This is a genomic window from Arcobacter ellisii, from assembly GCF_003544915.1.
Classification (GTDB): domain Bacteria; phylum Campylobacterota; class Campylobacteria; order Campylobacterales; family Arcobacteraceae; genus Aliarcobacter; species Aliarcobacter ellisii.
In genome coordinates this window covers 1,616,160-1,631,671 of record NZ_CP032097.1, presented here as the reverse complement: position 1 = coordinate 1,631,671, position 15,512 = coordinate 1,616,160, and the positions used below count along the sequence as shown (strand labels likewise).

At 27.2% G+C, this 15,512-nt stretch carries 15 protein-coding genes; 12 read left to right on the top strand and 3 right to left on the bottom strand.

The features are described 5' to 3' along the window. The first annotated feature begins 6 nt into the window (after positions 1–6). From AELL_RS08390 to hemH, 3 genes are all read left to right on the top strand, one after another. The gene (locus tag AELL_RS08390) at positions 7–708 is read left to right on the top strand and encodes a LytR/AlgR family response regulator transcription factor (RefSeq protein WP_226806034.1); all 702 of its coding nucleotides are present in this window, start codon (positions 7–9) and stop codon (positions 706–708) included. A 91-nt stretch (positions 709–799) separates the two neighbouring features. After that, a complete protein-coding gene (locus tag AELL_RS08385; RefSeq protein ID WP_118917512.1) occupies positions 800–1,249 on the top strand; it encodes an SRPBCC family protein in 450 nt (149 codons plus the stop codon). Position 1,250: 1 nt separating this feature from the next. Continuing rightward, positions 1,251–2,186, top strand: coding sequence for a ferrochelatase (gene hemH / locus AELL_RS08380; protein WP_118917511.1), 936 nt, complete (start codon positions 1,251–1,253; stop codon positions 2,184–2,186). On the opposite strand, the gene AELL_RS08375 is transcribed toward hemH, so the two are convergent. Next, the gene (locus tag AELL_RS08375) at positions 2,187–3,413 is read right to left on the bottom strand and encodes a DEAD/DEAH box helicase (protein ID WP_118917510.1); all 1,227 of its coding nucleotides are present in this window, start codon (positions 3,411–3,413) and stop codon (positions 2,187–2,189) included. Positions 3,414–3,620: 207 nt separating this feature from the next. Here AELL_RS08375 and aroB point away from each other — a divergent pair, with 207 nt between their 5' ends. From aroB to AELL_RS08335, 8 genes are all read left to right on the top strand, one after another. Continuing rightward, complete coding sequence (gene aroB / locus AELL_RS08370; protein WP_118917509.1) at positions 3,621–4,655, top strand: 3-dehydroquinate synthase; 1,035 nt, start codon at positions 3,621–3,623, stop codon at positions 4,653–4,655. Position 4,656: 1 nt separating this feature from the next. Further along, a complete protein-coding gene (locus AELL_RS08365; protein ID WP_118917508.1) occupies positions 4,657–6,402 on the top strand; it encodes a mechanosensitive ion channel domain-containing protein in 1,746 nt (581 codons plus the stop codon). Positions 6,403–6,418: 16 nt separating this feature from the next. Then, positions 6,419–7,687, top strand: coding sequence for a tRNA (N(6)-L-threonylcarbamoyladenosine(37)-C(2))-methylthiotransferase MtaB (mtaB, locus tag AELL_RS08360; RefSeq protein WP_118917507.1), 1,269 nt, complete (start codon positions 6,419–6,421; stop codon positions 7,685–7,687). Continuing rightward, complete coding sequence (locus AELL_RS08355) at positions 7,668–9,137, top strand: AAA family ATPase (protein ID WP_118918636.1); 1,470 nt, start codon at positions 7,668–7,670, stop codon at positions 9,135–9,137. The genes mtaB and AELL_RS08355 overlap by 20 nt, the downstream gene beginning before the upstream one ends. Further along, entirely contained in the window at positions 9,124–9,642 is a 519-nt protein-coding gene (gene bioV, locus AELL_RS08350; protein WP_118917506.1) for a pimelyl-ACP methyl ester esterase BioV, read from the top strand. The genes AELL_RS08355 and bioV overlap by 14 nt, the downstream gene beginning before the upstream one ends. Beyond that, positions 9,639–10,175: a molybdopterin adenylyltransferase gene (gene mog / locus AELL_RS08345; RefSeq protein WP_118917505.1), complete on the top strand. Its 537-nt coding sequence runs from the start codon at positions 9,639–9,641 to the stop codon at positions 10,173–10,175. The genes bioV and mog overlap by 4 nt, the downstream gene beginning before the upstream one ends. An 11-nt stretch (positions 10,176–10,186) precedes the next feature. Continuing rightward, positions 10,187–11,521, top strand: a complete 1,335-nt coding sequence (locus tag AELL_RS08340; protein WP_118917504.1) for an SLC13 family permease — start codon at positions 10,187–10,189, stop codon at positions 11,519–11,521. A 92-nt stretch (positions 11,522–11,613) separates the two neighbouring features. Next, complete coding sequence (locus AELL_RS08335; RefSeq protein ID WP_118917503.1) at positions 11,614–12,324, top strand: hypothetical protein; 711 nt, start codon at positions 11,614–11,616, stop codon at positions 12,322–12,324. Between the two features lie 33 nt (positions 12,325–12,357). Here AELL_RS08335 and AELL_RS08330 read toward each other — a convergent pair whose 3' ends face one another. Continuing rightward, the gene (locus AELL_RS08330) at positions 12,358–12,780 is read right to left on the bottom strand and encodes a hypothetical protein (protein ID WP_118917502.1); all 423 of its coding nucleotides are present in this window, start codon (positions 12,778–12,780) and stop codon (positions 12,358–12,360) included. Positions 12,781–12,883: 103 nt separating this feature from the next. Here AELL_RS08330 and AELL_RS08325 point away from each other — a divergent pair, with 103 nt between their 5' ends. After that, positions 12,884–15,085, top strand: coding sequence for an endonuclease MutS2 (locus AELL_RS08325; protein ID WP_118917501.1), 2,202 nt, complete (start codon positions 12,884–12,886; stop codon positions 15,083–15,085). Between the two features lie 10 nt (positions 15,086–15,095). Here the strand turns inward: AELL_RS08325 and AELL_RS08320 are convergent, their stop codons facing one another. Further along, positions 15,096–15,494 (bottom strand): DUF6858 family protein, encoded by a 399-nt coding sequence (locus AELL_RS08320; protein ID WP_118917500.1) that lies wholly within the window; start codon positions 15,492–15,494, stop codon positions 15,096–15,098. Positions 15,495–15,512 lie beyond the last annotated feature (18 nt).

The following is a 15,512-nucleotide window of genomic DNA, read 5'->3' as shown; positions in this document are numbered from 1 at the left end:
AAAGTAATGATAGTTGATGATGAAAGTCTTGCTTTAAGCAGATTAAAAAGATTATTAAATGAAAATGGAATTGAAGATATAACGGCTTTTGATAATCCAATTGATGCACTAAAAGAGATAACAAAAACAAAATTTGATGCTGTTTTTTTAGATATTTCTATGCCAAATATCACAGGACTTGAACTTGCAGATACTATTATGCAAATTGAGCCTAAAACTTTTATAATCTTTCAAACAGCATATTCTGAGTTTGCTCTTGAAGCTTTTAAAAAGGGTGGAATAGGATATTTAGTAAAACCAATTGAATCAAATGATGTAAAAGAGATTTTAGAAAAAATAAGATTATTTAAAAGCTCAACTTTGGATGAATCAAAAAAGATTTTAGGAAAAAGAGGCGATAAGTTATATTTAATAGACATAAATGATATTTATTACATCAAAGCTGATTTAGATGAAGTTATTATTAAAATAAAAGAAGCTGATGCTTATGTTAGAAGAAAAATTGGGGATTTAGAAACACTTTTAAATGGAAAAAATTTCTTTAGAATTCACAGGTCTTATATCGTAAATGTGGATAAAATAAAATCTATGAGAAGTGTAGAACAATCAAAACTTGAAATCTCTTTTGATGGTATTGCTGAAATTATTACAAGCTCAAAAGAGGGAGCTAAAGATTTTAGAGAGTATATTGAAAGAAGAAGTTTATAACAAATTTATAAACTGACAAAAACAACCTACTAAACAAGCCTTTATTTTTGTAAATTATCCTTGTATAAAATATTTGTACAAGGATACAAAAATGCAAACATTTATTAAAAGTTCATATATAAATTGTGATATTAAATCTTTATTTGATTTTCATTTAGACACAAATAATCTAACATTTATCACTCCCAAAGATACTAAAGTGGAACTCTTAACTAAAGATTTCAAACCACAACTTGGACAAATATTAAAAATCAAAAGTACTAAATATTTTATACCAATGAATTGGGAAGTGAAAATAGAAAAAATTGATGAGCCAAATTTATTGGTTGATTTCGCATTAAAATCCCCGTTTTCTTATTGGGAACATAAACATATTTTTATAAAACATGGAAATATGAGTGAAATGAAAGATGTAATTACTTTTAAAATGCCTTTTGGGATTTTTGGAAAATTGCTAGAGGGGTTTGTGAAAAAAGATTTACAAAAAATGTTTGATTATAGACATAAAGCTACAAAAGAAATTTTAGAGAATAGGAAATAATTTGAAAAGAACAATAGTTTTGATGAATATGGGTGGACCAAATAATTTAGATGAAGTAAAAGTTTTTCTAAAAAATATGTTTAATGATAAGTATATAATAGGTGCACCACAACCAATAAGGGCAATGATAGGTGCAATTATTGTTTCTAAAAGATTAGAGATTGCAAAAGAGAATTATAAAAAATTAGGTGGAATTTCTCCTATTGTTGGGCATACAAAAAGATTAGTTAGAAGATTCTCTAATATGGTTGATGCTGATGTATTTTACGAGATGAGATATACATATCCTTTTGCAAAAGATATTTTAGAAAAAGTTAAAAATTATGATGAAATCTACGCAATTCCCATGTATCCACACTATTCAAGTACAACTACAAAATCATCAATTGAAGATTTAAAGAAAGTTGCCAAAAGTTTTGGAATAGAAAATAAAATAAAAACAATTGATAGTTATTATGATAGTGACCTTTACAATAAAGCAATAGTAGAGCGAATAAAAGAGGCTTTAAAAGGTGAAAATAGTGAAGATTTTGAACTTATTTTTTCAGCCCATGGCCTAACTCAAAGAACTATAAATAAAGGTGATTTATATCAAAAACATATCTTAGCAAACGTTGAGTGTGCCAAAAAAGAGCTTCAAAAACAAAATATAAATTTTAAAAAAATCCATGTTGCTTATCAATCAAGACTAGGACCAATGGAGTGGCTACGACCTTATATGGAAGATAAATTAAAAGAGATTAAATCAAAAGTTATAGTTTATCCAATATCTTTTACGGTTGATAATTCTGAAACTTTAGGAGAGTTAGTTCTTGAGTATGGGGAACTTGCCCATGAACTTGGAATAAAAGATTATAGAGTTGCAAAGGCTCCTAATCATCATCCTTATTTTTTATTAAATTTAAAAGAGATTTATGAAGAGATGAAGAAGTTTTAGTTATTTTCTAAAACTTCTATTATCATCTCTTTTTGTTGTTTTTTTCTTTTTAGCTGGTTTTTTTGCTACATTTGTTTTTGAAAACCCACTTTTTTGAGCTACTTTTTTCGCTTCAGCTTTTTTTACGCTAAGTTGTTTTGGTCTTGCTTTAAATAGTCTTGGTTTTTTTTCAGTTGTTTCAAACCCTTCCATTTCAATTCTTGGAATATTTATAATTAACTCTTTTTCAATTTCAATCATAAATTTATAATCTTTTACACTTAAAAGTGTAATTGCAGTTCCAGCATTTCCAGCTCGTCCAGTTCTTCCGATTCTATGAGTATAATCAGCTATTGTTTCAGGTAACGCAAAATTTACAACAACAGGTAAAAGTTCTATATCAATTCCCCTTGCAGCAATATCAGTTGCAACCAAAACTCTAATATCTCCAGATTTGAATTTTCTTAAAGCCTTAGCCCTTGCAGTTTGTCTTACATCTCCGTGAATACATTCTGCTGGTAATCCATCAAGATTTAGATGAGCTACTAATTCATCAGCCTCTTTTTTCATATTTACAAAAACTAAAACTTGTGAATAGTTTTTTGAACCAATTAAATATGATAATAGTTCAGCTTTTTTTGCTTCATCTACTAAAACTATTTGTTGTTCAATGATTTTCACAGTTGAACGTTGACTTGCTACTTCAATTACAACAGGGTCTGTTAAAAACTCTTTTGCAAGTTTTTTTACATTTTGATTCATAGTTGCTGAAAACATCATAATTTGTCTATGTGGTCCAACATTTGGTAAGATTTTTTCAATATCTTCTAAAAATCCCATATCAAGCATAGTATCAACTTCATCAATTACAACTGTATTAACACTTGATAAATCAACACTTTTGTTTTTTATATGCTCCATCAATCTTCCTGATGTTGCAACTAAAATATCAATACCCTTTGCTATTTTTCTTTCTTGCTCTTTTGAAGAAACTCCACCAAAAACAGCAAGTTTTTCGATACTTAAATATTTTGCAAAATCATCAACAGCCTTTGCTATTTGAGTTGCTAGTTCACGTGTTGGAACTAATATCAAAGCTCTTAAAATTGGTAATTCATTTTTTTGTTTTTGCTCTATCAAATCTTCTAAAATAGGCAATAAAAATGCTGCTGTTTTTCCAGTACCACTTTGAGCAGCTGCTAAAATATCTCTTTTTTTAAGAGCAATTGGAATAGCTTTTTTTTGTATTTCCGTAGCTTCTTTGTACTCTAAATCTTGTAAAGCTTTTATAATTTTTTCATCTAAGTTTAATGATGTAAAAGTTTTAATAAGAAGTCCTTTTATCTTAATTTTATTAGATTATATCTAAAAGTAGATTAGTTTCAAATTTAGGCTTCTTTAACTTCTATTTAGCTAATATAAAATACTTATTAAATAAATAATTTGGATAAAAAAATGACTGTTAATATAACTTTACCCCACGATACTTCATACGATATTTTTATAGAAGAGTTAAAAGAGCTCTATTTTGATAGAAAAGTTGTGATTGTTACAAATCCAACAGTTAGTGGATTTCATTTAGAGTATTTAAAATCAAAATTAAATGCTCGTGAATTAAGTGTTTGTACAATTCCTGATGGTGAAGAGTATAAAACAATGGAAACAATTGAAGCAATTTTGGCTCACTGTTTTACACATAGATTAGATAGAAAATCTTTACTTGTTGCCTTTGGTGGTGGAGTAATTGGAGATATGACTGGATTTGCTTCTTCAATTTATCAAAGAGGAATAGATTTTGTACAAATTCCAACAACTTTACTTTCTCAAGTAGATGCAAGTGTTGGTGGAAAAACTGGAATAAACAACAAATTTGGAAAAAATTTAGTTGGAACTTTTCATCAACCAATTGCTGTTTATATAGACCCAAGTATGCTAAAAACTTTACCAAAAAGAGAGTTTGGAGCCGGAGTTGCAGAAATAGTAAAAATGGCAGTAACTTTCAATAAAGATTTTTTTGAATGGCTTGAAACTAATGATTTAAGAGATGATAAAAATATCCAAATAGCTATAAAAAAATCAGTTGAAACAAAAGCTGATGTTGTTTCAAAAGATGAAAAAGAGTTAGGAATTAGGGCTGCACTTAATTATGGTCACACTTTCGGTCATGTTATTGAAAATGAGACAAATTATAAAACTTATTTACATGGTGAAGCTGTAGGAATTGGAATGTGTATGGCAAATGCTTTAGCTGTAAAATTAGGTTTTATGAGCAAAGATGAAGAGATAAGAGTTAAAAATTTACTTGAAAGATATGATATTCCAACAACTTATAAAATCAAAGATGTAGAAGAATTTTATGAACATTTTTTCTTAGATAAAAAGTCGTTGGACAATAAAATCAAGTTTATTTTACCTGTTGGTATTGGTGGTTGTAAAATCACTAATGAAGTTACGAAAAATGATGTAATTGAAATATTAAAAGGTTTTTAAATTGATTAAAAAATTAGGAATTTTATTATTGTGTTTATGCTTTGTTGCATTTGCTGAAGAAGCAGATAATGTAATAGATAAAAAAGATAAAGCTGAAGTTAAAAAAATTGAACAAAATATTATTAAAGAAAAAGCAATAGAAGCTCAAAAACTTGAAGAAGAAAAAAGAATTCAAGAGATTCAAGAACAAAAACAAAAAGAGCTAAATATGCAAAATATGGCTCAAATAAATATTTTGCTTGATAAAATTGCAAGAATTGAGGCTGAATTAAAAGACAATATTTTATTAAAAAGATATTCTAACTATTTATCATATAGCAAGATTTCTACTGAACTTGAGAGTCTAAAAGATAGTTTAAAAAAGAAATCAAATACTACTGATGAACAAGTTTATCAGTTACACAATAAAATTCGTGTAAAAGAGAATGAATTAGAGTTAATTGCTGAATATAAAGGTTCTCCAATTGGAGCTTTAATAAATCCACCTGAAATTGAAAAATATGAAAATATTACAAATCCATTTGGAATAATTAATGCTTTATCTCAAATCAAAAAACTTGAAAACAATAAAAAACAGTTTAAAAATTTAGATTCTGAAATTGATTTATTAACAACAAAACTTGAAGAAGAGCTTGTAATTTATTTAGAGTTATTTAATCTTGATTCAAAACCTGAATATAAAGATAAAATTACTTTTTTAGATAAGCAGAAAAAAGATTTTTCAATGGTCTTAGATATTGTTTCAACTACTGAAGAGGTTTATACAAGAAAAATTGAACAAGTAATTTTAGAAATAGAAAACCAAGTTTCACAACAAGTTCAAAAATTATTTATTATATTTACTATTATAATTATTTTATCAATTATTGCATTTTTGGTAAAACTTGCCCTTAAAAAATATTTTTCACAAAATGAAAACTATTATATGATAAATAAAATAATCAATTTTACTTTAGTATTTTTGATTGTAATGGTAGTTTTATTTTCTTATATAGATAATGTTTCTTATCTTGTAACAATCCTTGGATTTGCATCTGCTGGTATTGCTATTGCTCTAAAAGATTGGTTTATGTCGATTTTTGGATGGATGGTTATTGTTACATCAGGTTCTATTCAAGTAGGAGATAGAATAAAAGTAACTAAAGGTGGAGTTGAAACGGTTGGAGATGTTTTAGATATCTCATTATTTAAAATAACAATAAGAGAAGATATTACTTTGACTTCTTATATGGTAAATAGAAGAAGTGGAAGAATTTTCTTTATCCCAAATAACTATATTTTTTCAGAGCTTATTTCAAACTATACACACTCAGGTTTAAGAACAGTTTGGGATGGAATTGATATTACAATTACTTTTGATTCAAATCATAAAAAAGCTCAAAAAATTGCAAGGGATATTTTAAAACACTATTCAAAAGGTTATACAGATATCACAAGAAAACAACTCTCTAAAATGCGAAATAAATATCAATTACGTGCAACTGGAGTTGAACCTAGAGTATTTACTTTTGTTGAACCTCAAGGAATTGTTATCTCTTCTTGGTATTTGACAAATTCTTATGCTGCTTTAGTTTTAAGAAGTACGATAAGTCCAGAGATACTTGATGCATTTATGAAAGAAGATGATATTCATATTGCATACCCAACACAACAAATCAATATTAATAGAACTGATAATGCTTATGGTCCAGCAATGAAAAACAAAAAAATTCCAAAAGATTTGGAAGATGAAATAATAAGAAGATAATTAGGAAAAAATATTTATGAATTTTTCACAAAATAAACCAAAAGTATATTTTAAAACTTTTGGTTGTAGAACAAATGTATTTGATACACAAGTTATGATGAGTAACTTAAAAGATTTTGAAGTAACACAAGAAGAAAAAGATGCTGATGTAGTTGTAATAAACTCTTGTACAGTTACAAATAGTGCTGATAGTACAGCACGTGGTTATATAAACTCTTTAAAAAAACTTCCAAAAACTCCAAGAGTTGTTTTTACAGGATGTGGAGTTTGGACAAAGGGTGAAACACTTTTTAAAGAGGATAAAGTTGACTCTTTATTTGGGCATTCTGAAAAAGAAAAAATCAATGAATTATTACTTCAAGAAGAGAGATTTTTTCAAGCAGGTGATTTAACTCATATTGATGAAACAATAGTTGAAGAGTTTGTTGGTAAAAGTAGGGCATTTATCAAAATCCAAGAAGGATGTGATTTTAGATGTTCATATTGTATTATTCCTTATGTAAGGGGAGATGCAAGAAGTTATAGTGAAGATAAAATTTTAGAGCAAGTTACAACTTTAGCAGCAAATGGTTTTGGTGAATTTATTTTAACGGGAACAAATGTTGGAAGTTATGGAAAAAAACAACATACAAGCCTTGCAAAACTTCTTAAAAAAATGGCTTTGATTAAAGGTGTTAGAAGAATTAGAATGGGAAGTATTGAACCTATTCAAATTGATGATGAGTTTAAAGAGTTGATAAATGAGCCATTTATGGCAAAACATCTTCATATTGCACTTCAACACACTTCAAAAGAGATGTTACAAATTATGAATAGAAGAAATAAAGTTTTATCTGATTTAGAACTCTTTGAGTTTTTAAGGGATAATGGTTATGCTTTAGGAACTGACTTTATCGTTGGACATCCAGGTGAAACTGAAAAAATCTGGAAAGAGGCTATGGAAAATTTACATAAATTTCCTTTAACTCATGTTCATGCTTTTACTTATTCAAAAAGAGATGGAACACCAAGTGCAACAATGAAGCCTGAAATAAAAGGTGATATTGCAAAAATCAGATATAATGAACTAACTAGCATAATTGAGCAAAAAAATTATGATTTTAGAAGAGAAAACAATAAAACTTTAGAGGTTTTAGTTGAGTCAGTAAAAAATGGTAAATATATTGGTTTAGACCAATTTTTTAATCAAATTGAAATTGATTCACCAGTTGATTTAGTTGGAGATTGGGTCTTCTTAGATGATTATAAAGTGGAGCTTGAAAAAAATGTTGCAAGATTCAAATGATAAAAATATAGATAAAAATCTAAAATTAATGGCGATATCAGCAGTTGTTTTGCTGATATTATTTGTTTATACTTTATATAAAAGTAGTTCAATAATTCAAGGAAGTTCTTATTATATAGGAATTATTTTTTTATTTGTACTTCTTTTTTTAGCACTATTTTTGAAATTTAAACAAGATAAAATAAAAGCTTTTTTAAATAGAAATAAAAAAGAAAATAGTGTTTTTGAAAATGAACTTTCAAAAAGTAAAGCTAAAATTTCTACGGATGATTTAAACTCAAATATTCAAGCTGTTACTTCAAATGTAACTTTTAAAGATATTGCTGGAATTAAAGAGATAAAAGAAGAACTTGAAGAGATAGTTGATTTTTTAAATGACCCAAAAAAATATCTTAAATATGGTGTTAAATTACCAAAAGGTGTTCTTTTAGTTGGACCTCCAGGAGTTGGAAAAACTTTGATTGCAAGGGCAGTTGCCGGAGAAGCTGATGTCCCATTTTTTTATCAAAGTGGTGCTAGTTTTGTGCATATTTATGTTGGAATGGGTGCAAAAAAAGTTCGTGAACTTTTTGCTAAAGCAAAACAAAGTGCTCCTGCAATCATATTTATAGATGAAATTGATGCTGTTGGAAAGATGAGAAGTGGAAAATCAAATGACGAAAGAGAATCAACATTAAATGAACTTTTAACTCAAATGGATGGATTTGATGGAGATAGTGGTGTTATAGTAATAGCTGCAACAAACAAAATAGAAGTTTTAGATGATGCGCTACTTAGAGCTGGAAGATTTGATAGACGAGTTCATGTTGGTTTACCAAACATTGAAGATAGAAAAAGAATTTTAGAACTATATTTAAGTGGTAAAAATCATGAAATAAATATAGAAAAATTGGTAAATGAAACAGCAGGATTTAGTTCAGCTGCACTAGCAACTCTAATAAATGAAGCGCTTTTAAATATGATTAAGTCAAATAGAAAAATTTTAGATAATGATGATATTGAAGTTGCAAAAAATAAACTTGAATTTGGTAAAAAACAGTTAAAAATACTTGATGATAAACAAAAAGAGATTTTAGCAATTTATCAAGCTAGTAAAGCATTTATTTCAAAAACAAAAGTTGCATTATTTGATGAGAGTGTTCAAAAATTAAATCCAACTTTCCCTTCATATAATGAATTATGTGAAAATATAAGAAGAGATTTATCTGGATTTATAGGTGTTGAAGTTATCAAAAAAGAGAAATTTGCTATTAATTCAGAAGATTTAGAATCTGCTGAAAAAACTGCAAATGAGATAGTAAAAAAATATAAAATGGCAAATTCAGTAGATGAACTTTTAACTAATATCAAAAATGATTTAAGAACAGAACTCTCTTCTAATATCGAAGAGATAAATAGATTAAAAGAGATAATGCTTAAAAATGAGGTAATTAGCCTTGAAAACCTCTAAGAATTATTTTTCTGGTTTTTGTTTTTATGAAGAATCAGAACTTTTTGATGAATATATTATAAGAAATGATTTTACAATTTCTGGTTTTTCTTATGGAGCTATAAAGGCTTTTGAAGAAGCTTTAAACATACAAAATAGAGTTGATAAACTTCAACTCTTTTCTCCTGCATTTTTTCAAAATTTTGATGAAAAATTTAAAAGAACACAACTTATGTATTTTAAAAAAGATGCAAACTCTTATGTTCAAACATTTTTGGATAATGTAATCTATCCATCAAATAAAGATATTTCAAAATATTTTAAACTAGGAACAATTGAAGAACTAGAAGAACTTTTAACTTATGTTTGGGATGAAGAAAAACTTCAAAAATTAGTTGATAGAGGAACTATTGTTGAAGTTTATTTAGGAGCTGATGATAAGATAATTGATTCTTTAAAAGTAAAAGAGTTTTTTCAAAAATTTGCAACAATATATTATATAAAAGAGAAAGGACATTTATTATGAATAAAGAAATAGCAAAAATTGGAATAATAACAGCAAGTGATAGAGCAAGTGCAGGAATATATGAAGATTTATCTGGAAAAGCTATTATTGATACATTAAATAGTTATTTAAAATCTTCTTGGGAACCAGTTTATAGATGTATTGCTGATGATCAAAAAACAATTGAAGATACAATGAAAGATTTAGTAGATAATGAAAAATGTTGTTTAGTAGTAACAACTGGTGGAACAGGACCTGCAGCACGTGATGTAACACCAGAAGCAACTGAAGCTGTATGTGATAGAATGATGCCTGGTTTTGGAGAACTTATGCGTGCAGAGTCTTTAAAATTTGTACCAACAGCAATTTTATCAAGACAAACAGCAGGATTAAGAGGAAGTTCTTTAATAGTAAATCTTCCAGGAAAACCAAAATCTATAAAAGAGTGTTTAGATGCAGTTTTCCCTGCAATTCCTTATTGTATTGATTTAATGGAAGGTCCATATTTAGAAGTGAATGAAGAAGTTATTAAAGCTTTTAGACCCAAAAAATAGAAGGAGAGAGTTTGAAAAATATATTTATTTCTATTTTAGTTTCACTTGGATTCTTTTTTATTGCAAGTTTCTTTTTTGTAACGCAACATGCAATTTTAATAGCATTGATAGCTTTACTTGTAATATTATGGACAAATGAAGCTTTACCTATTGGTGTTGTATCTTTATTACCAATTATTTTATTTCCTGCTTTTGAATTAATTGATGTAAAAACAGCTACAGCCAACTATTCAAATCCAACAATATTTTTATTTATGGGTGGATTTATGATAGCAATTGCTACTCAAAAAATAGATTTACATAAATATATTTCAAATAAACTTTTGACAATTTTCCCTAAAACTCCAAGAGGAATGATATTCTCTTTAGCATTTACTTCTGCACTTTTGAGTTCAGTTTTATCAAACTCAACAACTGCACTTTTACTTATTCCAATTGCAATATTTTTAACAGAAGATTTAAAATTTAAAGCTAGACTTGCTTTATCAATCGCTTATGGATGTAGTATTGGTGGAATTATAACTCCAATTGGAACTCCACCAAATCTTATATTATTAGGGTTTATGCAACAACACTCACTTGAACCAATTGCCTTTATTCAATGGATATTTTTAACAGCTCCGCTAGCTTTAGTTATGCTGATAATTATTCCATTACTTTTATCTGTAGGTTTAAGTGATGTAAAACTTGATAATAGTGTTGAACATAGTGAAGTTTTACAAAAAGACCAAAAAAGATTATTATATATTTTGTTAGGTTTAGTAGTTGTATTATTGGTAAACTCAAAAATAGAACCTTATTATTCAGGTTTAGGATTAAATGAAACGGCAATATTACTAAGTTTTGGTTTATTGATGTTTGTACCAAAAATAGGTTTTATTGAGTGGGAAGATGCTAAAAAAATTCCTTATGAAATCATTTTTTTATTTGGTGCAGGATTTACAATAGCAACAGCATTTTCAAAAACAGGATTAGCTAGTGAAATTGCAAATTATATGTTATCTTTAACAAATCTTCCAGTTATTGTACTTATTTTAATGATTGCAACACTTATTACTTTTACAACAGAAATTACATCTAATACAGCTTTAATTTCAATTGCACTACCAATTATTTACTCTTTAGGACAAGTTGCAAATATAGATATGACTTTGATTTTAATGGTTGCAACAATTTGTGCAAGTTATGCATTTATGCTTCCAATAGCAACTCCTCCAAATGCAATTGCAATGAGTAGTGGTGCTGTTAAAGTAAAAGAAATGGCTAAATTTGGTTTTGTAATAAATATATTAGCAATTTTATCTGTAACAATTATTTCATTAGTTTACTGGCAGTTTTTTATCTAAAGTTTTAAATAATATATCAAATTGGTTGTGACGTTATATGTGACACCAATTTGATAAGATACTTTTAAATATTTTATTTAAAAGAATTAATTATGGGAACGCATTTATTAGTAAATCTTCTTTATGTTTCATTTGCAGTTATTAATTCAAAAATAATTTATTTAATAGTAAAAAGTAGAAAAGTAGAAATATCTGTTTTATTAATAATAGTTTTTTTACCTTTTAGTGATGTTATATTTCAAAAAGCAATAAAAACTTATTATGAACTTTATAAAATGGAAGCAAAAGTTTTTGATTATCCACAAAAAGATATAAATGGTAAGATTGAAAGTTTAGATTTGACTTATAGTTCAGAACTTTGGCTTGTTCCTTATGTAGATAATGGTCATAAATTTAATATGAAGCAATTTTTAGAAAATAGTTCTTTTGATAAAAGAGTTAAAGATTTTTTAGAGATAAAAATTCCTGATTTAGAAACAGGAAATAGATACTTAAGAATTAGTTTTAATGAAAATCCTATAAAAGTAGAATTTATTAAAAATGGAACTGCAAGATATAAAATAAACATACAATCAAAAGAGAAATTTTTTGGTCTTTTTGAAGAGATAAATTATCAATTAATTGATAGAAAAAGAGATAATAAACTTCTTATAGAATTAAGTACTCCAATTTTCCAAAATATAAAAGATAATTTTAGAAATAAATATCTTTTATGGGGAACAAAAAAAGAAGAGATTTTTAGAAGTAATAGTATAAATAATAAAGAGATTGTAGAAAAAATTCTCAAAGCAGGGAATATCTAAGATTTTTTAAAGAAGGAATGATTATTCCTTCTTTTATTTAAAAATTTCCAAAATCATTTTAGTATCTTCTGCAACTCTAAATACTCTATCTTCTACTTGGTAAATTTCACTATTTTTCATATAAGGATAATCTCTTGAATTAAGTAATCTTCCACTTCTTAGAACTCTTTGGTCAACAATTTGACCTTTTGAAAGTTTTTTTTCCCATCCAGGAGGTAAAGTCCCATCTCTTTCAAGTTTTTTTTCTAAACCTTTTGGTAGCTCTTTTTGTTTTTCATATTTTTCTTTATAATTTTTCTCATAATCTTTTTGTTTTTCATACATCTCTTTATGAGTTTTTTCATAATTTTTATGTTTTTGATTTTCCTCTTTTTCATACTCATCTTTTTTTGCATAAGCAGAAGAAGATAACAAACATAAAGTAACTATTGATAAAAGAACTTTTCTTTTTAACATTTTGACTCCTTATTTTAGTTGTTTCATTTTAGCATTTAATTGTGGAATAATATGAAAAAATTTATTCATAAAAATATTATTCCCTTTTAGCTATAATCCCAACATGCAAAATATACTTAAAAAATTAGACTTAATGGACTATATAGAGAGTTTCTCAAAGCTTATGGCAAGGGAAAAATCTATTATTTTAGAAGGTGATATAAACCTTCATTTTAAACTTATAAATGAGTTATCAAAATTTGATTTTAAAGCTCCTTCACAAGTGGAAAATCTTGATTCTGCTTTGATGCATATACAAAAACAAGGGATTTTAAAAATCTATGAAATTTTTGAATTTATAAAAATAATTAACTATTTTAGATATTTAAAAAGATTTAATTTTGATGGGAAAATGCTTGAATGGCTAGATAAAATTGTAATTCCAAATGAAATAATAAAAATTTCTGATTATTTTGATGATAAATCAAATCTAAAAGATGGAGTTGATGAAGATTTTGACAATATCAAATATGCCATTTCAAAAAATAAAGAGATGATAAAACAAAGTCTTTATAAAATCATAAACTCTTCTAAAATTAGAACTTATTTGGTTGATTCTCAAGTTCATTATATAAATGGTGAAGAGGCTTTACTGGTTCGAGGTGGATTTAATCATGTTCTTAGTGGTTCAGTAATTGACCGTTCTAACTCTGGATTTTTTTATGTTGTTCCTCATAGTATTTCAGAATTAAAACAAAAACAGAGTGATTTAAAAAATAAACAAGAAGAGATTTTATATAAAATTTGTAAAGAAATTTCCTCTTTATTTGAAAAAAATCTTCTATTTTTAAAGTTTTTAAACAAAGAGTTTGACAGATTTGACCACTACCAAGCAAGACTGTTTTTTGCAAAAGCAGGGGACAAAAATTTTATTCTTCCTTCAAAAAGTGGAGTAAACAAACTTGTAGATTTTTGCCATCCAGCCTTACATAATCCAAAATCAATAAGCATTGATTTTACAAAATCAGTTGTAATGATAACAGGGGTAAATGCTGGGGGAAAAACGATGATGTTAAAATCTATTTTATCAGCTGTTTTTCTTTCAAAATATCTACTTCCATATAAAGCTCATCACGATACAGTTGTGAGTAATTTTAAATCAATAAATGCAGTTTTAGATGACCCACAAAGTGTAAAAAATGATATTTCTACATTTGCTGGTCGTATGGTAGAGTTTTCAAAACTTTTTGCTTCAAAAAATGCAATTGTTGGAGTTGATGAAATAGAACTTGGAACGGATTCAGATGAAGCAGCGAGTCTGTTTAAAGTAATAATTGAAGATTTAATCCAAAGGGATATAAAAGTAATTATTACAACTCACCACAAAAGACTTGCAGCTCTTATGGCTTCAAATGAGAATGTTGAATTAATTGCTGCACTTTATGATGAAGAGAATCAAAAACCAACTTATGAGTTTTTACAAGGAACAATTGGAAGGTCTTATGCTTTTGAAACAGCTTCAAGATATGGGATTCCATTAAGTGTTGTAAATAGAGCAAAAGAGGTTTATGGAGATGATAAAGATAAATTAAATGAGTTGATTGAAAGAAGTAGTTCTTTAGAGAGAGAATATAAACAAAAAATTGCAAAACTAGATGAAGAAATTGCAAATATGCAAAGAATTACAAATAATCTAAAAGAGCAAAAAGAGAAACTTGATGAGCATATCTACTCTGAAAAATCAAAACTTCACAAAGAGTATAACCAAGCTAGAGATGAAGCAAAAAAAGCTATAAAAGCAAAACTTGTTCAAGAATCACATCAACATCTAAATATCGCCCATAAAATGGCAAAAGAGATAAAAGTGGAAAAGGTTCAAGAAGTCGTAGAACTAGCTGTTGGAGATAGAGTTAAATATAGAAATACAAAAGGAACTATTGTTTCAATCAAAGGTTCAAAAGCATTTATTGAAAATGATATTGGAATGAAAGTTCAAGTAAATTTAAGTGATTTAAGTAGAAGTGGAAATCCTCCTCCAAAAATTCCAACAAAAAAAGCAACTGTAACTATTCAAAAACCAGAAACTGGAAGTATAAAACTTGATTTACATGGTCAGCGAGCTGATGAAGCTATTGAAAATCTTGATAAGTTTTTAAGTGATGCACTACTTGCAGGTTTTGAAGAGGTTTTAGTTTATCATGGAATTGGAACTGGAAAATTAGCATTTGCAGTTAAAGAGTATTTGAAAAAACATCCAAAAGTTAGAGGTTTTGAAGATGCCCATCCAAGTAGTGGTGGATTTGGAGCTAAAGTTATAAAACTTTAGCCTTCAAAATTTAATAAATATAAGTTTTTAGTGATTTAACAAACTCTTCCATTGTTTTATTTGCAGTTTCATTTGGAGCTTCTAAAAAGTTTAATATAAATGAATCGTCTGTTTCACAAACGCCAATACTTCTAGGACGTACTGCTAATACTTCTGGTGTTGGTAACTCTTTTCCAAAACAAAAAACTATATTTTTTGCAGCTTTTATTTTTGGATTTATTTCTCCACCTTCAAGGGAACTTGTATGTTTATATTGGTCAAAAATTGCAATAAATGCAATAACTGGATGGGCATCAATTTTTACTTGTAATGCAGAGATAATTTCATCTACACTTTTATAAGGTAATTCACTTTTTTTATATTCTATTTCAAAAATATGGTATTTCTCTTTAAAAATTTTTTGTTTCATTTTTTTCCTTTATTAAAA